We start from the raw sequence: 20,199 nt of genomic DNA on the forward strand, positions 1-20,199 counted from the left end.
ACATATAGCGATACGGATTATTTTTTTTGTTATAGTAACTCTGGCGATCAAGCATCACTTTTTTCAAGTTCCTTTCTAACTATCTTTCCATTTCCCGAAGGCGATCGCTTTAATTTTAGCACTACTAAAAATTATCCAAAAATAAAGTCAAACTTCCGCAAATTAAAACCATTCCCAAGGCATATATATAGATAGTTGTTCTTTGAGCCATAGACCATATTTCACGATAACTAAGTTTATGGTTTTGAATCATAATAAAAGCAGGAGGAGCAAAAATAAAAGGTAATATTCGACTCAATAATAAGCGGATAAAAAAGTTAATACTCCACAGTCTTTTACCAAGAATATCTTGATTATATTGCCAAGGAAAAGCAGTTTGACTCAAACGTATTAAAGGCTTCATATCTGGAGAACGTAAAGACTCAAATAATGGCAAAGCATCAGAGATAATATCATTAGTTTGAGCAAGTGCTTGATTAAATATAAACACATCTTCCAAAGCTGAATTTACACCTTGCCCAATATCAGGAGGAAAACAATGTATCGAATCTCCTAATAAAACTATTCCAGCAGAATTATCTGTATTTGCTAATAAGTAATGTAAGCCAGAACAATATTGAGGGATAGGAAAATATCCACCTTCACTTTTAGCAAAACGCTCTTTTTCTTCTGGTAAAACTATTTCATTTATCGGCAATTGTGGAAAAGCTTTCTCAAAAAAATCAGACAATTTTTCACTATCTGGTAATTTCCAAATTTCATGTTCTGGTCGTCTAATAATATTTGCTGTTCTTGGTTCGTTGGGGTCAGCAAAAGGTAATATTCCTAGAGATAGGGAATGTTGAGAATCTGAAAATGCTCCACGAATAGCATAAGCCATTGTACAAACTGCCTGTTCAGAATTATTATGGTCTAAGGGAAAGTTAGGCCGTAAAGTCAAAACTTTGTATTTTAAACCAGAACTTGCAGAGGGAAAAAACTGCATTTTAAATTTATCTGTTCCAGAATTATCCCACTTATCTAAAGTTTGCCTAACTAGAGAATTAATTCCATCACAACCAACTAACAAATCTGGCTGAAATTCATAATTAGTTAAATCATTTATTCCTTGGGCAATAATTGTTAATTTTCCATCCTTGTTGTTAATCTCCAGACATTTTGTATTAAATAAAGTCGTAATCTGATTTTGCCAATTTTCCTCAATCTCTTGAAAAAGTAACTTTAGAAAAACTCGACGTTGAAGCCAGTAAGCGGTTTTTCTATTAGGGTCTACTATGGGTAATTTTGAAGTTTTACGATTACCATCAGCCTTAATTTCTGTCAGGTAAAATTCTGTATTTGGCACGCTAACTTTTGCTAATTTTTCATTTAAACCCAATAGTTCGGTAAATTTTTGACCCCGCCCATCAATTAAATAATGGAATGATTTATCAGGTTCATAAAAATCTGCAGCCGGTCGCTTTTCTAATACTGTAATTTTATGCCAACCACGTTTAGCTAACATTAATGCCGTGGTAAAACCAGCCGGACCTCCACCGATAATAACTGCGTTTTGGTTGATTTTTTTTGTTTCTGTAGACATAGTTTTTAGGTAAGTATTCAGCCGTTAATTATTAGCTATGAGTTATATATAATCCGAGTAATCAATTATCATATAACTAAGAACATCAAAAGTCAAAAGTAAGAAAAAAACAAAGGATTTAAGCCACAAAAATTATTTAAGAGTATTTATAGTCATCTCTATCTTCATGGGTTAGGAGCAAATGCGATATTAACAAAACAGGATATTTTTGCTTGTATGAGCTATGCTGCTGAACGGGAACAAAAAACTTTAATAGTACCCAAACGAAACGTAAGCATTCAGCTATTAGCAGTCAGCTCGAGCGCTTTTCCTGGGTCATGCTGCGCCAAAAGATGCATGAAAATAATAACTTACTAAGTTTAGCTGATGACCTTTTTCGTGCCGGACTTTTTATTCTTCTTGGAGAGTAATTCCTCCTTCTAGCTGTTAGCGTTAGCGAAGCTCCTCTGCAAGAGGCAGCTCCTCTGCAAGAGGCAGCTCCTCTGCAAGAGGCAGCTCTTCTGTTAGCGCAGCTCCTCCGCAGGAGGCTAGCTGTTAGCTGACGGCTGAATGCTTACAACGAAACTTTGATTAGACCATAATTTATCGCCTGATTTACTGTCACGTTTAGCTGATATTTATCCACAATCAAGTCATCTTTATCTTTTATAATTAGACCAAGCTAGTGATCGAGATGTATGGCAATATGCTCGTGATAATGAATATATTATTGTTACTAAAGATGCTGATTTTTCTGATTTGGTAATTTTGCTTGGTTTTCCACCTAAGTTAATCTGGATAAGAGTAGGAAATTGCACAACATCTGAAATTGAGATACTTTTACGTTCTCGGTATGATGATATTGTAGCTTTGAGTCAAGATGCCAGTAATTCAGTTTTAATATAGAATTAAAACAGAAGGTAAGGAAGTAAAAAATGTCATTAAAATCAACATATATTACAATCCTTTAAACCCACAAATAAAAGTTAGTCAATCTTTCCCCATAACGACTACAAATAGCCTTATAATTCTTGAATTTCCTCCAATAAAAAGATGAAACAGATGCCCGTTATTTAATTAAATTACCATTATAAAAAAGACGAAATTTTTAGTAACGCAAGTCAAAAAAATGTTAGAAAATTATCAGCAAGAGGGAGAATGACAAGAATTACAAACTTGTTAAGCAAATGCTAGTTAATGTTAGATGAATTTCACTCACTATATATTTGCCCACCTAAAACCTAAACTCAATATATCAGGTGGATAAATGTTATAGGAGCAATCACAAACTTCTATTGTTTCAAGTTTTCCTATCCTAATAACTATTACTTATTTCATAGTAACATGGTTCAGTAGAACCTACCATGATAAATTTTAACAAAAAGTATGTTTAAGTAATATTTCAGTTTCTATTTTTACCTCTAGTCACTTATCTAATGTAGCTAAATATATTACTAATACCCTGTCCCTACTATCCAAAAAAATTGATGCCTTTTAACAATTCAATGTCTTTTACAAAAATTATAAGTATTTTTGAGAAATGAACACAACCACTATGTTATAATGAATAGGATCGGAATTGTTCATTTGGGTGTTATATTAAGTAAGTAGGAAGTAATAGTAGTAACATTAATGTTCTCTTTGCTTCAAATAGACTGTTTGTTTACTTGAGAGGAATAATAATAGTGTTAACACAACCATTGTTAAAGACTAAGAATTTTCTGAGAAATGTGAGAAATTTCCAGAAGATACCTAATTGGTATTGGGTAGAGAAAATTCCTGAGTTCAATATGAGTTTTAATGATGTAGAGGTTGAACGTGGTTCGGATAAATTATTTCTCAAACCCTTGGGAATATATGTTGAAAAGGAAAAATATGATTTTCTGCTGACGAGAAAAGCATTAAATAGAGCAAAATTTCTCAAGAAAAAATTAAATGGTAAGTTTTCTATAGGCGCAAATGATGAATTGATTTTAGAAGTTGAGGGAATCAAAGTCAATATTCAAACTGAGGAAGAACTTTCTATTATTTGGGAAATTTATTGGTTGGGAATTTATAATTTTATCTACGAAAAACCTGTAGTTATGCTAGATATTGGTATGAATACAGGATTGGCCAGCCTGTATTTTGCCAGGCAGGAAAATGTCAAATCAGTATGGAGTTACGAACCTTTTAAAGTTACTTACGATCAAGCATTGCATAACTTTGATTTAAACCCAGAAATTGCCCATAAAATTAAACCATTTAGTTATGGAATTGCTGCTGAAGAAAAGACAGTAACAGTTGAATTTGATAATGAATTAAGGGGAAGTATTGGAGTTGAAGGAGTTACAGAAGGTCGAAAAAAAATTCTGGAAAATCAATCTTTACCGACAGAAGAAATTAGTCTAAAACCTATCAGTGAAGAGCTAAGTTCAATAATTTCTCAGCACCCAGATATGGATATTATTGCTAAGATTGACTGTGAAGGTTCTGAGTATGAAATATTTGATTCTTTAGCGGCAAAAGGGCAACTAAATCAAATCAAAATAATTATGATGGAATGGCATTATAAAGGACCTGATAAGTTAGCTGATTATTTGCGTCAAGCTGGTTTTGCCATTTTTTCTCGTTTGCCTCGTAGTAGCAATATTGGGGCGATATATGCTGTTAGAGTGTAATTTGGTTCCTGAATAATTTTGCTCTATTTTGTAGGGGGTTTGGCAACCGAACCCCTACATCCTTATGATAAATTCCTGGAAATAGAATAGATGGCGATCGCCTTCCTGGAATGGGTGAATAATTTTTCATCTTCAAAGTGAGAGTCAAAAATAGCAATATTATGACTCTAAAACCGCTCTTTATTCGGTGATTTTTAAACAATATATTGTTCTAGGAAAGCTTTTAGTTTCTGTCTATCATCTTGGGTAATTAAGTTATAAAATATTTCGGCTGTTTGATTGGGTATATAAAACCGATAAAAACGCTCATCCTCTCGAACTTGCTCCACATAAATTAACGGAATATTTACAGCAGATAAAATTTGAGATTTGAGGCGTTGGCTTTCTTTTAATTCAGGGGATTTATGCCAAATTGACTGACATTCTATGACTAATTTTGCTTGGCGATTTGTTTTTAAACCTCGTTCTATTACGGCAATATCTACTTTTGAATTAATCCAAATTTCCCAAATATTTTTTGGTATCCAGCCAGTCTGACAACAAATACTATTCAGAGTAACTTGGGGGCAATAATGGAAATTATTTCCCAAAACTATTTCCAAAATATCCATGACATTCATTTCTAATTCGTTGATAATTTCGCCACTTTTAAAATTACGATAAGCAGAAGATAAGTCATCTAGATTATTAGATTTACTAGAGATGTATTCAGCGTTAGGGAAAAGGCTGAGTTGATAAGCAGTCATAATTTTTTCTCCTTTTTATTAACTATTTACAGCTTATCTAGAAAATTAGATAAAATCTACTTACAGTGCGTGAGTAAGTGTGAGTAAAACTGTGAGTATTTTCTGAGTGCTATGATAAATATGGATAAAATTAGATTGGTAGATTTATTAAAATAGTTTCAGCAAATGACATTTGAAGAAGAATTTTCAGAAGCTTATCAAAATTGGGAAATAGAGAGACTTTATCTTGACTTAGCTAATGCACTAGGGAAAGATTTATCACCAAATGCCAAAATATTTCTACGAGGAGTTTTGTGTGCTAACTCCCCTAATGAAATAGCTAAAAAATTGAACTACCAGAGTAAAAATATTTCTGATACTGTTCGACAAACTTTATCTAAAGAAGTCTATCCAGCAATAGAAAAATTAGTTAACTCTGGGAATAAAATTAACTGGCGTAAAACTTCTGAAAATTCTGTTTCTCAACTCCTCAAAGACTACAGAAAAAAACCAGAAAACTTACCTCCCACTCCCACTGAAATAAAAATTGATTGGCGTGAAGTATGTGCAAAAATGCTGGAAAAGCAGCAAACAACCCAACAACTCAGACGTAAAGCAACTCAAATAGGATGTGAAGTCGAGGTATTTGTGGAACTGGGGTTAGTTGAACGGAAATTACAACAACGTCACAGTGAGAATAATGGGATGGAAAAGTTCAGGGAAAAAGAAGTTATTACCCGGACTTACGAATATGATGAATTTTTGTTGGATGTCATTCAAAGAAAGAAAAATAAATGTACTGCTATTGTCGGGGAAGCAGGTTCTGGTAAGACGACTTGGTTAGATAAAATTGCTACTTACCTGAAAAATACAAACGATCTATATATATGTATTCCATTGGGAGAGTTGCAGGGAAAAACATTGGAAGAATACATTCTGGAAAAGTGGTTGTCAAATGCACTATTGCTTATAGATTTAGATATTGATTTGGAAACTTTAAAGAAACCGTTAATAAAACTACTACAAAAAAATGAAGTGTGGTTATTGCTTGATGGTGTGGATGAAATAGGGGAAACTTCCGCAGGTAAAACTCTGAGAAATATTCAACAACAACTTACTGGTTTGTTAAGTGCAGCACAAGTAGTTTTAACTTGTCGTACGAATGTTTGGGATGTTAATTTTAATAATCCTCTTAGTGGTTTTCAAGCTTACAAAATTTTGGAGTTTAAACTTGAACAAGTTGATAATTTTATTCATCAGTGGTTTGTTAAAGCTGAGAATGAAAAACTGGGTAAAAAGTTGGAGGAAAAGTTAAAAGAGTCACGCCATGAAAGGATTTATGATTTAGTGAGAAATCCTCTGCGGTTATCGTTGTTGTGTCAGATTTTCTATTTTGATGAAAATTCAGAGTTACCAGAAACAAAGGCAGGACTTTATAAACAGTTTATCCGGTATTTTTATGAATGGAAGCCCGAAAAAATAGATATTGAATGGAAGCCCGAAAAAATAGATATTGATTGGAATTTTCAGCCTAATTTAAAAAATCAACTTCATCAATTTTTAGGTAGGGTAGCTTTAGCTGGTTTAGATAGTTCAGAAAGGTTTTGGTTATCTGAGAGTTTAGTTCACAAAGAAGTTCAAGATGATAATTTGTTAAAGTTGGCTTTAGATTTAGATTTATTAGTTTTAGTAGACCGAGAATTTAAAACAGGTGAATGTGTTTATGGGTTTTTTGATTCATCTTTTCAAGAATATTTTGCAGCACTAACAATTGATGATTGGGACTTTTTTATACCTCGCGCTCATGTAAATAAACCTTTTCCTGGAAAAAAATACCGAATTTTTGAGTCACAGTGGAAAGAAGTTATTTTAATATGGCTAGGAACAAATAAAACAGAAGTATCAGATATTGATAAGTTAGAATTTATTAAGCTTTTAGTCAACTTTAATGATGGTGTAGAACCACATTTTGATTATCAAAATCAAGCTCGTTGTCTTGCTTTATATGTGATTGGAGAATGTGTACTTAGAGAATCTCAAAATCAAAATGAATTAGATGAAATTATTTTTACGTTAGTCAAATGGTTTTTTACTATATACTTAAAAAATAATGTTAGCTACGAATTGAGGAATAGAGAAAATATTGAACAAAATGTTATTAATTCAATTAGACAAGGAATATTTGCTAAACATTTATTGAGAATTTTAGATGAGAATATTTATGATTATAAGGATGATAATATTGATTATAGTCTGGTGATTAGTTGTCTGGGAGAAAAAAGTATTGGCAATGATTTTATTGTTGAAAAACTAATTGAAATAGTTGTCAATATCCAGAGAAAGTTACATTTAAATTTCTGTTTTTTTGTTCGTATATCAGAACTAATTGAAGCAATTGGAAAAATCTGCAATAGCAATAATAATGCTATTAATACTTTGAATATAATTGCTTTGCAAGCTATAAAATTTGATATGAATATTTTGAATAAAATTAAACATAAAAAATCTCAAGGGGAGCAGTATATACCATTCATAAACTTACATGATAATATACATCATTATTTTATTAAAAAAATTATAGAAAGCCTGGGTAAAATTGGCTCTGGCAATCAAAATACTGTTAATACATTAACAGAAATTGTTTTTTTAATAAAAAAAATAGATGATAATATTTTGAGAGACACTTGTTCATTAGCTGCGCAAAGTTTATGGAAAGTTAACCCAGGTAATATAAATGCTATTCAAGCTTTTAAAGAGATTATGCTTAGTCCTAACCGTGGATGGTTTTGTGGGAGGATTTCTATAACTGCTTTTAGACTGTTAGAAATAGCAGATAAAGACACCAGGGTTGTTGATATTATCATTGATATTTTAAAGTCTAGCAATCAAAAAGAAGTACACCGAGAACTTTGTCGCTGTCTTGGCAAAATTAATGTTGGTTATGAGAAAGCTATTGGAGCATTAATCGAAATTTACGAAATTACAGAAGATGAAAAAACTCGTAGGTTAGCTGTTGAAAGTTTAAGTAATATTGGTTTTGGTAGTCCGCTAGCCAATAAATTTTTAGAGGAAGTTTTACAAACAAGTTTAGATCAGTATGTTTTAAGACAAGCTGCTGAAAGTTTAGGAAAAGTTGACCCTTCTAATTCAATCATAGTTACAACTTTAAAAAAAATTATAGAAACAACAAAGGATAAATCTCTCTTAATAGCAACAGCAAAATCACTATGGCAAGTTTCTGAGCAAGATAAACCTTTAGCTATACAAACACTTAATAATATTTGCTACAAATATTATCAAAACGATAATCCAATGGCTTATGAAGTAGCTATAGTTGCAATTGAGTTTGATTCAAATAATCACATAGCTATGACAACACTAACTAAGGCTTTATATGGAATGGATATCGAAATTGAAGTTGAAGTTAAAAGAACTTTAATAGAACTGTGTCAGGATAGAAACCAAGATGTAATTAATTTTCTAGTCAATTTACTTGAATCACAACAAGAATACGAAAAATGCTTAAAGGTTGCAGAAATTTTATTAATTTCAAATTGCTGTATTGAGCAAGTAAAAACTAAAATAATTCAACTATTATCGAATCTAAGCTTGAAAGAAAAAGCTAGATTTTATAGTTTCTATAAAGAAAAAGCTAGGTTTTATAATAATAATTATACTATTCTGGATAGCATTATCTCTCATTATCCTAATGCAGTTTTTGATTTAATAAAATTAATTGAAATTGAGGCGAAAATTTTTATCACTCGTTTTGGTGAATTAATGTTTGAGAAAACTGGTCGAATACTAGATATCTTTATGATTCAAAAGACAACTTACATTATAAAATTGGGAGAAATTGGTAAAGATAATCCATTAGCAATTAAAAAGCTAATAGAAATTTTGATAAAGGATAAAAACTATAGTAACTCTGCTGTTATTGGACTCAAAGCAGTATCTCAGAAAGAACTGATTATAGAAGTAGTGAAAAGTCTAAAAGATTATCTACAAAACCCAATTTATGAGTACCTTTATAAGTATTGTTATCAAATAATTTGGCACTATACTAAAAAACTTCCTTACCCTGAATTTTATAATATTTGGAACGAACCAAAGTCAACTATTCAACACCTCAACTTTACCCAACTTCCCACCACTATCCGCCAAAATATTGCCAATAACCCCAACCTCAACCTCAACCAAACCATTATTCCTATCTGCATCGACGGAGCAAACTTTACTAACCCAGATAACCCCGCCCCAGATATCTATATTGAAATGATAGAAAAAGGTTGCCCAGAAATAACAGAAACCCCCACTACAATGTCATCCCTCAAAACTTACTGGCGACTCAATCTAAAAAAACTAAACAAACAAATAACACTCATATTTTACACATCCAAAAGCGATCGCTCATTCAGCGAAACATTTCTCACTACCTTAAGCACCCTTTGCGGTTCCATTTGTCTCATCTCAGACCAAAAATGTGACAATATAGAATGTATTTCACCCCACCATCCCAATTTAATAGATACTATTATTAAATGGTTGAGACGAGAAATTTTAGAAGCTTAGAAATTAAGTTATTTTTTCATTAGTCATAATGGTATTTACAGGCAATAATAATAATTTCATCATCAGTTACTTTTCCTCTAATGAAAATTCAATTAAATTAGTTTAATCCTCGACATTTTTTACAGCATTTAACAACCTATTTTTGTTAGCTTCACTTTTAAATAAGTAACCTGTTTCGTCAACTTAAGAAACAATAATTTCAATTTCTTTATCTCCAAATTTTGCTTTGAGTGCTTCTAGGAATTTATGGTTTAGTTGGCTGGCTTTTAATCTATAAATGGTAGACATATTTTTAATTAATTAAGATTTATGAGTACTATATTTAGTGTATAATTCAATAATAGCATAAATTTTATCTATCTATTAGTTATTTTGAGAAAAAAATGCTACTAAAATTAAATCCTCAATTACAAAAACGTTTGGGCATATCGACAGAGGAAATTGCTCAATTTTGTCAACGTTGGAATATTACAGAAATGGCTTTATTTGGGTCGGTTTTAAGCGATCGCTTTCACAACGATAGTGATATTGATATTCTCATTCGCTTTGCACCCAACGCTCGCCAGGGATTATTAACTATCGCCAAAATCAAACATGAATTAGAAGCAAGTATCGGGCGTGAAGTTGATCTTGCCGTAAAAGAATCTATTGAAAATAGTGAAAATTGGATTCGTCGCCAGGAAATTCTCAAGACAGCGGAGGTAATTTATGAGCAGGGATAAAGCATCACTTTTGGATATCATTAACGCAGCAAGGCGAGTTTTGCAATTTACTAAAGGGATTGATAAATCAGAGTTAGAAACCAATGAAGAAAAACAATCTGCTATTCTCTATCAAATTATTGTAATGGGAGAAGCTACCAAGCGACTATCACCAGAATTTAGAGAACAATACCCGGAAATTCCTTGGAAAGATATTGCTGGAATGCGAGATATTCTTGCCCATCAATACGATCTCCTTAACCTTAATACCCTTTGGGATGTCATTCAAAGTGATGTTCCAGAAGTTTTAGCACTGCTTGAGTCGCTTTTACTAAATTCGACTGATGATATGGATGATAATTAGTCTTTTTTCGTTACCCTAATAGTATAGTAAATTTTATTAAAAATTAGGCCATGAAACGTATTGTCTTAATTGCAGGTTTTGAATCTTTTAACACTGGTTTATACCGTCAAGCAGCTCAACTTGCAACATCCCAATGTCCAGATTTAGATATCCAAGTATTTAGCGATCGCGCCCTTTCCCAACAATCGGAAACTGTTGCCACTGCCTTAGAAAATGCTGATGTCTTTTTCGGGAGTCTGCTTTTCGACTACGACCAAGTTTTATGGTTGCGCGAAAGAGTAAAAAATATTCCCATCCGTCTTGTTTTTGAGTCAGCATTAGAATTGATGGCATTAACAAAATTGGGGAAATTTATTATTGGCGACCAACCGAAAGGAATGCCAAAACCAGTCAAATTTATTCTCAGCAAATTTTCCAGTGGGAGAGAAGAAGATAAACTTGCAGGTTATATCAGTTTCCTGAAAACAGGTCCGAAATTACTCAAGTTTGTACCAGTGAAAAAAGTGCAAGACCTCCGCAACTGGTTGATAATTTATGGTTATTGGAATGCTGGTGGTACAGAAAATGTGGCTGCTATGTGTTGGGTTTTGGCAGAAAAATATTTAGACTTAAAAGTCGGAGAAATTCCTCCACCACTGGAAACTCCCAATATGGGTTTGCTGCATCCAGACTATCAGGGTTATTTTGAGTCTCCCAAAAAATATCTAGAATGGTATCGCCAAGAAAAGCAAACTTCCCAGACTCCGGTTGTTGGAATTTTGCTTTATCGCAAACACGTCATTACCAAACAACCATACATTCCCCAACTTATCCGCAAATTTGAAGAAGCAGGTTTAACACCTCTACCCGTATTTATCAACGGAGTCGAAGGTCATGTCGCCGTCAGAGACTGGATGACAAGTGTTTCTGAAAGTCAAAAGTTAGATAAAATTCAAAAGTCAAAAGTCAAAAGTCAAAAGTTAGATAAAAGTCAAAAGTTAGATTCTGTTGAAACAGGACTTACGCAAATTAACCTTGAAAACCGCAGACGTAGGGGTGAATGGCATTCGCCCTCAGTAGTGTCCGTGCGTAAGTCCCGTGAAAGTCAAAAGTTAGATTCTGTTAAACCAATACTTTCCTTATCTCCTGAAGCAGTGGAAGTTGATGCCGTCGTTTCAACTATTGGGTTCCCCTTGGTGGGAGGTCCTGCGGGTTCCATGGAAGCAGGGCGACAAGTGGAAGTTTCCCAACGCATCCTCACTGCGAAAAATGTACCTTATTTTGTTGCAGCACCCCTACTCATTCAAGACATCCATTCTTGGACGCGCCAAGGTGTGGGAGGTTTGCAAAGCGTAGTTTTATATGCACTGCCAGAATTAGATGGAGCGATCGACCCTGTTCCCCTGGGTGGTTTAGTGGGAGAAGATATTTATTTAATTCCCGAACGAGTGAAGCGTCTCACGGGTAGAGTCAAAAATTGGATTAAACTACGTCAGAAAACGCCCGCAGAAAGAAAAATAGCCGTTATTCTCTATGGTTTTCCTCCCGGTTATGGTGCTACAGGTACAGCAGCTTTATTAAACGTGCCGCGATCGCTCCTCAAATTTCTCCACGCTCTGAAAGAGGAAGGTTACAATGTTGGGGAAATTCCTGAAGATGGGGAAGAACTTATCCGTCAAATTAAAGAAGCAGATGAAATTTCTTCTTCCTCTTCCTCCCCCCATAGTTCAGAACCAGTGCGAGCATCTTGCTCGCGTCCTTCGTCTTTCTCCCATTCTTCATCCTCCCATCCTTCTCAAGTCAATATTAAAAGTCTCGAAAAATGGTTAGGTTATCTATCAACAACTCGCATGGAAAAACAATGGGGAAATCTCACCCGCACAGGCATAAAAACCGATGGTGAAAATTTCCATATTGGCGGAATTAAATTAGGAAATATTTGGCTCGGTGTACAACCACCTCTCGGAATTTCTGGCGACCCTATGCGCTTAATGTTTGAAAGAGATTTAACCCCCCATCCCCAATATGCTGCTTTTTATAAATGGCTCCAAAATGAATTTCAAGCAGATGCAATTGTTCACTTTGGAATGCACGGAACTGTAGAATGGTTGCCGGGTTCGCCCTTGGGAAATACTGGCTATTCTTGGTCAGATATTCTGTTAGGAAATATGCCACATCTATATATATATGCTGCTAATAATCCTTCAGAATCTATGTTGGCAAAACGTCGTGGTTATGGAGTTTTAATTTCTCATAATATTCCTCCATATAGTCGGGCAGGTTTATATAAAGAATTGGTGAGTTTGCGAGAGTTAATTTCTGAATATCGGGAAGACTCCCAGAAAAATTCGGGGTTGAGGGAACCGATTTTTAAGAAAATTTTTGATACTGGTTTAAATTCAGATTGTCCGTTTGAGTATGGCAAAAAATTAGGAATTGAATTTACTGCGGAAAATGCGCGGATGTTTAGTGCAGATGTGGTTAATCCCTATTTTGTCGAAATTTACGAATATTTGCAGGTTGTGGAACAAAGATTATTTTCTTCTGGTTTGCATACTTTGGGAGAAGTGCCGAATCAGGAGGAATTAAAATCTTATTTAGAAGCTTATTTTGGAGAAAAAATCGGAGGGCTAGACTCGGATTGGCACGGATATCTCGACACGGATTTTGGGCACGGATATACGGATGATAGAGTTAATAAAGATGTGGGAAATATGCGGGATTTGTTGAGACAAAATACTGATAAGCTAGACTCGGATTTTGGGCACGGATATACGGATAATGATATTAAGAATGATCTGGTAAATATTCGGGATTTGTTGATGCAAAATACTGATGAATTGACTAATCTTTTGCGTGGATTAAATGGAGAATATATTCCGGCTGCTCCAGGAGGAGATTTATTACGAGATGGTGCTGGAGTTTTGCCGACCGGACGAAATATTCATGCTTTAGATCCCTATCGAATGCCTTCTCCCGCTGCTTATGAAAGAGGGCGAGAAATTGCTCGGAAAATTATTGCTCAACATCTGGAAGAAAATAATAATTATCCTGAAACTGTGGCAGTAATGTTATGGGGTTTAGATGCTATTAAAACTCGCGGTGAATCAATCGGAATTTTATTAGAATTAGTAGGTGCTGAACCAGTAAAAGAAGGTACCGGTCGTATCGTTCGTTATGAATTAAAGACTTTAGCTGAAGTCGGTCATCCCCGCATCGATATTTTAGGAAATTTATCGGGAATTTTCCGGGATAGTTTTGTCAATATTATTGAATTATTAGACGATCTATTCCAACGAGCAGCAACAGCAAACGAACCTGTGGAACAGAATTTTATCCGCAAACACGCTTTAGCATTGCAAGCGCAAGGTGTAGAAAATATTTCAGCGCGGTTATTTTCTAATCCCGCTGGTGATTTTGGTTCGTTGGTGAATGACCGGGTTGTGGATGGAAACTGGGAGTCTGGGGATGAGTTGGGCGATACTTGGGAAGGGCGAAATGTCTTTAGTTATGGTCGTCAGGATAAAGGTCAAGCACGACCAGAAGTTTTGCAAGAATTGTTGAAAGGTTGCGATCGCATCGTGCAAGAAATTGACTCTGTGGAATATGGTTTGACAGATATTCAGGAATATTATGCTAATACTGGTGGGTTGAAGTTAGCAGCAGAGAAAAAACGGGGTAAAAAAGTAAGTGCGAGTTTTGTCGAAAGTTTTTCCAAGGATACCACCCCCCGAAAATTAGAAGATTTGTTGCGCATGGAATATCGCACAAAATTATTGAATCCAAAGTGGGCAGAAGCAATGGCAAATCAAGGTAGTGGGGGAGCTTACGAGATTTCCCAACGGATGACCGCGTTGATAGGTTGGGGCGGTACAGCTAATTTTGCTGATAATTGGGTTTATGACGGTGCTGCCGAAACTTATGCTTTGGATGCAGAGATGGCGCAGAAATTGCGGGAAGCAAACCCAGAAGCGTTTCGGAATATTATTGGGCGGATGTTGGAAGCGAACGGACGCGGTTTTTGGCAAGCAGATGACGAGAAATTGCAGAAGTTGCGGCAGTTGTATGAGTTAGCAGATGAGGATATTGAAGGTGTGAGTAGGTTGGGTTAAGTGACAGCGCAACCCAATACAAACCAAGATCGTGTTGACAAACTAAGATAGTGTTGGGTTTCGTTGCCTCAACCCAACCTACGTCTTTTGGGAGCGATCGCTAAACTTTACAAATGAAGATTTTGTTGGGTTTCGTTCCTCAACTCAACCTACAATATAGGTAACAAAATCAAAAGCGTAACCCAACAAAAACATATTATGTTGGGTTTCGTTCCTCAACCCAACCTACAAAATATTATGGAATATCGTCGGGCAAAAACACCAGGAGCAACTTATTTTTTCACAGTAGTAACATACAACCGCCAGAAAATTTTGTGCAAACCTGAAAATGTAGATTTACTAAGAAAAGCTTTTCAATATGTTATGGAAAAACATCCATTTAAAATAGATGCTATTGTTATCTTGCCAGACCATCTCCATTCTATTTGGACATTACCTGAAAATGATGCAAATTTTTCAACTCGTTGGCGATTAATTAAAAGTTATTTCAGTCGTAAATGCTATTCTCAATATCAAGAAAAAATTTCAACATCTCGACAAGATAAAAAGGAAAAAACGGTTTAGCAACGCAGGTTTTGGGAGCATCAAATTCGAGACGATTCAGATTTTGCTAATCATCTCGAATATATTCATTATAATCCAGTAAATCATGGATTAGTAACTGCTCCGAAAGATTGGGAATATTCTAGTTTCCATCGTTATGTAAAAGCGGGAATTTATGAGCAACTGTGGGGTGCTTCAGAAAGACTGATTTTTGATAGTAACATTAGCAAAGAATAAAACGTAGGTTGGGTTAAGCGACAGCGCAACCCAACAAACCAAGATAATGTTGGGTTGAGGCAACGAAACCCAACCTACATCTACGAAAAGGGGAAGTATTAATAACAGGAAAATTAGCCACGATTTAATTCTTCTTGTAAATCATTAAAATCAACATTAAAAACATCTACTTGTTCGCCGGCTAGTGCTTGCAGAAAATCTCGGCGATTAATCCCGGCAATTTGGGCTGCTTTTTCTTGAGAAATTTCCCCTTTTTGATACCAGTAAATAGGGGCTGCTAGTCGTAAATCTTCAACAAATTCTTTGGGTGGTAGGCGACGGGAAGAAAATATTTCATCAGGTAGGTTGATTGTGATGTTAGGCATAGTTTTTTGTGTTAATAAATTGTAACTACAAACATTTTTATAGAATAATATTGAGCGACATAAACTGTTATAAGTCAACCCCATTTTTTAATCTCATTCCTACTTTTGAGACTGAGATTTTTTCACCACTTTCTGACTTTTTAACTTTGGTTTCTTAGTACTAGGTTTTTTCGTGGTCGCGATCGCTAAGACTCCCACTACTCTAATACCTCTTTTCTGCAAAACCTCTATGGCAGAATTCACTGTTGCACCAGTTGTATAAATATCATCCACCAACAAAACGGAAACGCGAGGACGACGGTTACGCAAATCTTTCCCAACCACAAAAGCATCCTTCACTGTTTCCAACCTCTCCCCACGAGACAAACCAAATAATGCCTGGGTTTGCTTCACCCTTGCCAAAGCATTTCGCCGTATCTGCAAACCTGTCGCCTCACAAAAACTATTGGCCAATAGTTCCGCCTGATTAAAACCTCGTTCCCTCTGCTTTTTTTTGTGCATGGGAATGGGTACAACTATCACTTTGTCAAGGTTTGCCACTGGGGAAGCTAACCACCCATCTGCCAACCAATATCCCAAAGGTCTTGCTATTTGTGGGTTATCTTCATATTTCATAGCAGCGATCGCTCGTTTGAGACTATCTTTATATTGACCCCAAATAAATACGGGTACTTCTCCAGGAAATATTTCTCCTCCACCAGGAAACTGACAGCGCCAAACTTGTTTTTCGCAATATTGACAAAACTCTCTGTCTGCCGATCGCTGACAAAGAGGACAGTTAGCTTTAAGAAATATATTTAGAAATGGTTTAAGTATTTTTCTCCAGATAAATTTAATCATTGTTATTTCAGTTTTGAGAGAGGGTATAGGGAACAGGGAAAAGGGAGTAAATAAGATGTGTAATTAATGCATGCTTATGAACTTATCAGTTAACAGTTGTCAGTTCCTCCAATCTGAATTAGGAGGCTATGAAAATATAATTTTTTTTCAAAATCACCTTATTTTTATCAGATAAAAATAAGCTTTTTATTGAAAACTAAATTTAAAAAAGTAGTTATTTACAAATCTGTGATTCCTGCCTTTAACCTAAGACTTTATAAAACACATGAATTTGAAAACATCAGCTTTTTTATATACTGTTCTTGACCTATTTTTTTTGTTGTATTCCATGACTTTAGCAATATTTTATGAAATTAGTATAGCATGAGGAGACTATTTACTGATAAAATCAGAGTTAAGCCAAAAAATAAGGTCTCAAGCATCCCCTTAAAAGGGTATGAAAAAACTAAACTTCAGTATTTCAAGCCTCTAGCTTCAGCCAGAGGTATTGTTAACTGATAACTGAAATGACGTAAGCAAAGTAATAGTTTTGTGTATAAGTTTTACTGGCTAAATCAACTTCAATCATCAGACCGGGAGACAGTGGAAGAAAAAGCTTTTTATTTAGCTAACCTCATGGAGAAAGGTTATCCAATTAAACCCGGTTTTGTCATTCCAGCAAATAGCTTTTGGCAATTTTTACAACATATTGATTGGTCAGACCCTTTATTAGCTAATTTCCCTCATTCTTCTTTACATTTTAATATTAATGACTATCAACAATTACAACATATTTCTCGCTCGATTAACTACTATATCGTCGATACGGATCTACCATTTGAGTTAGTCTCATCATTGGAATCTGCAATTAATAATCTTAATGCTGAAGTATTAATTTTTCAGCCTTATTTAGCTGCTCCTAACCTGGAAACTTTAGGAATATTAGAACCAACAATTTGTGAATCTAGATCGGCAGAATTTATCCAAGGAATTAAACAAGTATGGGCGGAAATATTCAAGGCTAAAAGTTTATTATATTGGCATAGTAACCACATTGATATTCAACAACTTCAACCAGTAGTTTTAGTACAACCTTTACAATCGGCGATCGCTTCGGGAAATATTCAAGTTTTTGCAGATACTTGGGAAATTCAAGCAACTCATGGTTTAGGAATATCTATTGACCTGGGGCAAATTATCCCCGACTCTTATCTAATTTATCCTGAAAATTGCACTATACAAGACAAAAAATTAGGGAATAAAATCATAGCTTATAATCTCGATCCAGTTATTACAAAAGTAAGCTATACCAATACATGGCAAGAAGTTTATCATACTCAAATGCCTATTCCTGATACCTTACCAGCACTGCAAGCTTTTTTCTTGCCAGAAGAATTACAAAAAGAATTTGCTTTAGAATACAACCACCTACAATTATTACTTGAGTTAACTCAGAAAATAACAAAGGATTTCCCGACTGATTTTTGTTTTAAATGGAGTTTGTTTAAAAGTGATGGTAATACTGAACCTCAACTATTAATTACCGATTTTAAGAAACTGCAAAAAGACTATCAAAATTTAGAAAAGTTACCTAGTTCGACAACAAAAGAAAAACAATCTATAGAGCTTGCGCATAAACCTGGTTTATCGACGAAATTTCCTGATTTAAAAAACAATAATCAGGGCAATAAACCCGGTTTCTTGTTTGAATCTATTGAAAATATTGATTATCCTATTATTACCGGAATACCAGTATCAGCAGGTAAAGTAATAGCTAAAGCCATAGTTATTCAGAGTTTAGCTCCACAATTAGAAGAATTTCCTGAAGGAGCAATTTTAGTTGTATCGGCAGTTATTCCGATTTATTTGCCATTACTAAAAAATGCTGCTGGAATTATTTCTGAACAAGGTGGCATCACAAGTCATGCTGCAATTTTAGCTAGAGAACTTGGGATTCCTGCTATTGTTGGAGCTACCAATTCTACTCAGATAATTAAAACAGGTAACTATTTATTAGTTAATGGCAATAATGGAGAAGTACATCTAGTTAAAGAACAAAATAATAATTCTCAAGAACTGGATATAGAAGCTGTAGAAAATCCTCTTCATTCTCCAAACTTCTTTCCCATTGGCAGTAAATTATTTGTGAATATCAGTCAAATTAATTCAATTAAAAAAGCTCAAGATTTACCTATAGATGGAGTAGGATTATTACGCTCGGAATTAATGGCAATTGAATTGTTAGAAAATCATCATCCTTTATGGTGGATACAACAAGGTCGTCAATCAGAATTAATAGATTTAATGGTGCAGCATCTTAGTCAATTTGCTGCTGCTTTTGCTCCTAAACCAGTTTTTTACCGTTCTCTCGATCTGGGATTATTTAATTCTAGTTATCAAGAAAAAACTTTAACTGAAGAACTAAAACAATTACCGCTAAATTATTCTAGCGATGGAGGCGATCGATATAGTCAAAATATTAATCCTCAAAATTCAAGTCAAGAATTAAATTTTTCCTATCAAGCTAATTATTATAATCCTATATTAGGACAGCATGGCACATTTAGTTATATGCTAGAACCGAGGTTACTAGATTTAGAAATAAATATCTTATCTAAAGTACATAAATTAGGTTACAGTAACGTTCATTTAATCTTGCCATTTGTACGTTCTGTAGAAGAATTTCAATTTTGTCGGAGTCGAATTGAAACTAACTGGAAGGATAAACCAAATCATTTTCAAATTTGGATTATGGCAGAAGTACCATCAGTTTTATTCTTATTACCTGAATATGTAAAAGCAGGCGTACAAGGTATTGCTATTGGCACTAATGATTTAACTCAATTATTGTTAGGTATAGACCGAGAAAAAGAAGAAATGAAAAATATTTTTGATGCTCGTCATCCAGCAGTAATGAGAGCAATTGAGCAATTAATTTATCAGGCTAAAACTGCTGGTATTCCTTGTTCTATTTGTGGTGATGCTCCTGCTTTATACCCAGAAATAATAGATGATTTAATTCGGTGGGGTATTACTTCCATTTCTGTTAATGTCAATACTGTTGAACAGACTTATCAAGCGATCGCTCGTGCCGAACAACGTTTGATATTAGAAATAGCTCGTAGGGGAGTGGGAGAGCAGGAATAAAGTATTAGTAGTGCCGTGTCAAGACTAAAATTGTGGGTTAGGAGCGAGCAACTAGCGAAGACCTCTCCCCCAACCCCTCTCCTGCGAGGAGAGGGGCTAAGTATTCTCTCCCTTCCCTTGTAGGGAAGGGGGTTGGGGGGTTAGGAGCGAGCAACTAGCGAAGACCTCTCCCCCAACCCCTCTCCTGCGAGGAGAGGGGCTAAGTATTCTCTCCCTTCCCTTGTAGGGAAGGGGGTTGGGGGGTTAGGAGCGAGCAACTAGCGAAGACCTCTCCCCCAACCCCTCTCCTGCGAGGAGAGGGGAGCTTCTCCCCCTTCCCTTGCAGGGAAGGGGGTTGGGGGGTTAGGTTTTTTAATCCACTCCCCCAACCCCTCTCCTGCGAGGAGAGGGGAGCTTCTCCCCCTTCCCTTGCAG

Annotated in this window: 11 protein-coding genes and 1 pseudogene; 8 read left to right on the top strand and 4 right to left on the bottom strand. The window is 35.1% G+C overall.

Annotated features, from left to right (window positions below):
• Nucleotides 1-124 precede the first annotated feature (124 nt).
• Nucleotides 125-1,582 (bottom strand): FAD-dependent oxidoreductase, encoded by a 1,458-nt coding sequence (locus tag ACP6PM_RS15040; protein ID WP_426585925.1) that lies wholly within the window; start codon nucleotides 1,580-1,582, stop codon nucleotides 125-127.
• Nucleotides 1,583-2,245: 663 nt separating this feature from the next.
• On the opposite strand from ACP6PM_RS15040, the pseudogene ACP6PM_RS15045 reads away from it, so the two are divergent.
• Together ACP6PM_RS15045 and ACP6PM_RS15050 are read left to right on the top strand one after the other, a co-directional pair.
• Nucleotides 2,246-2,467, top strand: a pseudogene (locus ACP6PM_RS15045) (DUF5615 family PIN-like protein); the annotation flags it as partial.
• Between the two features lie 779 nt (nucleotides 2,468-3,246).
• Nucleotides 3,247-4,221 (top strand): FkbM family methyltransferase, encoded by a 975-nt coding sequence (locus ACP6PM_RS15050; RefSeq protein ID WP_426585927.1) that lies wholly within the window; start codon nucleotides 3,247-3,249, stop codon nucleotides 4,219-4,221.
• Between the two features lie 194 nt (nucleotides 4,222-4,415).
• On the opposite strand, the gene ACP6PM_RS15055 is transcribed toward ACP6PM_RS15050, so the two are convergent.
• On the bottom strand, nucleotides 4,416-4,967 hold the full coding sequence (locus tag ACP6PM_RS15055; protein ID WP_426585929.1) for a hypothetical protein: 552 nt from the start codon (nucleotides 4,965-4,967) through the stop codon (nucleotides 4,416-4,418).
• A gap of 165 nt (nucleotides 4,968-5,132) precedes the next feature.
• Between ACP6PM_RS15055 and ACP6PM_RS15060 the strand changes: the two genes are divergently transcribed.
• From ACP6PM_RS15060 to ACP6PM_RS15080, 5 genes are all read left to right on the top strand, one after another.
• The gene (locus ACP6PM_RS15060; RefSeq protein WP_426585930.1) at nucleotides 5,133-9,518 is read left to right on the top strand and encodes an NACHT C-terminal alpha/beta 1 domain-containing protein; all 4,386 of its coding nucleotides are present in this window, start codon (nucleotides 5,133-5,135) and stop codon (nucleotides 9,516-9,518) included.
• A 383-nt stretch (nucleotides 9,519-9,901) separates the two neighbouring features.
• Complete coding sequence (locus tag ACP6PM_RS15065) at nucleotides 9,902-10,240, top strand: nucleotidyltransferase family protein (protein WP_426585932.1); 339 nt, start codon at nucleotides 9,902-9,904, stop codon at nucleotides 10,238-10,240.
• Nucleotides 10,227-10,583 carry a HepT-like ribonuclease domain-containing protein gene (locus ACP6PM_RS15070; RefSeq protein ID WP_426585934.1) on the top strand — a complete coding sequence of 119 codons (357 nt, stop codon included), beginning with the start codon at nucleotides 10,227-10,229 and terminating at the stop codon, nucleotides 10,581-10,583. Before ACP6PM_RS15065 ends, ACP6PM_RS15070 begins: the two co-directional genes overlap by 14 nt.
• Before the next feature lie 50 nt (nucleotides 10,584-10,633).
• Nucleotides 10,634-14,674 (top strand): magnesium chelatase subunit H, encoded by a 4,041-nt coding sequence (bchH, locus tag ACP6PM_RS15075; protein WP_426585936.1) that lies wholly within the window; start codon nucleotides 10,634-10,636, stop codon nucleotides 14,672-14,674.
• A 198-nt stretch (nucleotides 14,675-14,872) separates the two neighbouring features.
• Nucleotides 14,873-15,238, top strand: a complete 366-nt coding sequence (locus ACP6PM_RS15080; RefSeq protein ID WP_426585938.1) for an REP-associated tyrosine transposase — start codon at nucleotides 14,873-14,875, stop codon at nucleotides 15,236-15,238.
• A gap of 329 nt (nucleotides 15,239-15,567) precedes the next feature.
• On the opposite strand, the gene ACP6PM_RS15085 is transcribed toward ACP6PM_RS15080, so the two are convergent.
• Together ACP6PM_RS15085 and ACP6PM_RS15090 are read right to left on the bottom strand one after the other, a co-directional pair.
• Nucleotides 15,568-15,819, bottom strand: a complete 252-nt coding sequence (locus ACP6PM_RS15085; protein ID WP_426585940.1) for a UPF0175 family protein — start codon at nucleotides 15,817-15,819, stop codon at nucleotides 15,568-15,570.
• A gap of 99 nt (nucleotides 15,820-15,918) precedes the next feature.
• Nucleotides 15,919-16,659 (bottom strand): ComF family protein, encoded by a 741-nt coding sequence (locus ACP6PM_RS15090; RefSeq protein ID WP_426585942.1) that lies wholly within the window; start codon nucleotides 16,657-16,659, stop codon nucleotides 15,919-15,921.
• 531 nt (nucleotides 16,660-17,190) lie between these two features.
• On the opposite strand from ACP6PM_RS15090, the gene ACP6PM_RS15095 reads away from it, so the two are divergent.
• On the top strand, nucleotides 17,191-19,785 hold the full coding sequence (locus tag ACP6PM_RS15095; protein WP_426585944.1) for a putative PEP-binding protein: 2,595 nt from the start codon (nucleotides 17,191-17,193) through the stop codon (nucleotides 19,783-19,785).
• Nucleotides 19,786-20,199 lie beyond the last annotated feature (414 nt).

Origin of the sequence: Dapis brunnea BLCC-M229 (assembly GCF_050015995.1) — a bacterium.
In the GTDB taxonomy this organism is placed as follows: Bacteria; Cyanobacteriota; Cyanobacteriia; order Cyanobacteriales; family Microcoleaceae; genus Trichodesmium.

Bases quoted from the DNA above. Each gene is read 5' to 3' on its own strand.
- bchH (WP_426585936.1), top strand. From the start codon at position 10,634: ATGAAACGTATTGTCTTAATTGCAGGTTTTGAATCTTTTAACACTGGT.
- ACP6PM_RS15090 (WP_426585942.1), bottom strand. From the start codon at position 16,659: ATGATTAAATTTATCTGGAGAAAAATACTTAAACCATTTCTAAATATA.
- ACP6PM_RS15080 (WP_426585938.1), top strand. From the start codon at position 14,873: ATGTTGGGTTTCGTTCCTCAACCCAACCTACAAAATATTATGGAATAT.
- ACP6PM_RS15065 (WP_426585932.1), top strand. From the start codon at position 9,902: ATGCTACTAAAATTAAATCCTCAATTACAAAAACGTTTGGGCATATCG.
- ACP6PM_RS15040 (WP_426585925.1), bottom strand. From the start codon at position 1,582: ATGTCTACAGAAACAAAAAAAATCAACCAAAACGCAGTTATTATCGGT.
- ACP6PM_RS15070 (WP_426585934.1), top strand. From the start codon at position 10,227: ATGAGCAGGGATAAAGCATCACTTTTGGATATCATTAACGCAGCAAGG.
- ACP6PM_RS15060 (WP_426585930.1), top strand. From the start codon at position 5,133: ATGACATTTGAAGAAGAATTTTCAGAAGCTTATCAAAATTGGGAAATA.
- ACP6PM_RS15055 (WP_426585929.1), bottom strand. From the start codon at position 4,967: ATGACTGCTTATCAACTCAGCCTTTTCCCTAACGCTGAATACATCTCT.
- ACP6PM_RS15085 (WP_426585940.1), bottom strand. From the start codon at position 15,819: ATGCCTAACATCACAATCAACCTACCTGATGAAATATTTTCTTCCCGT.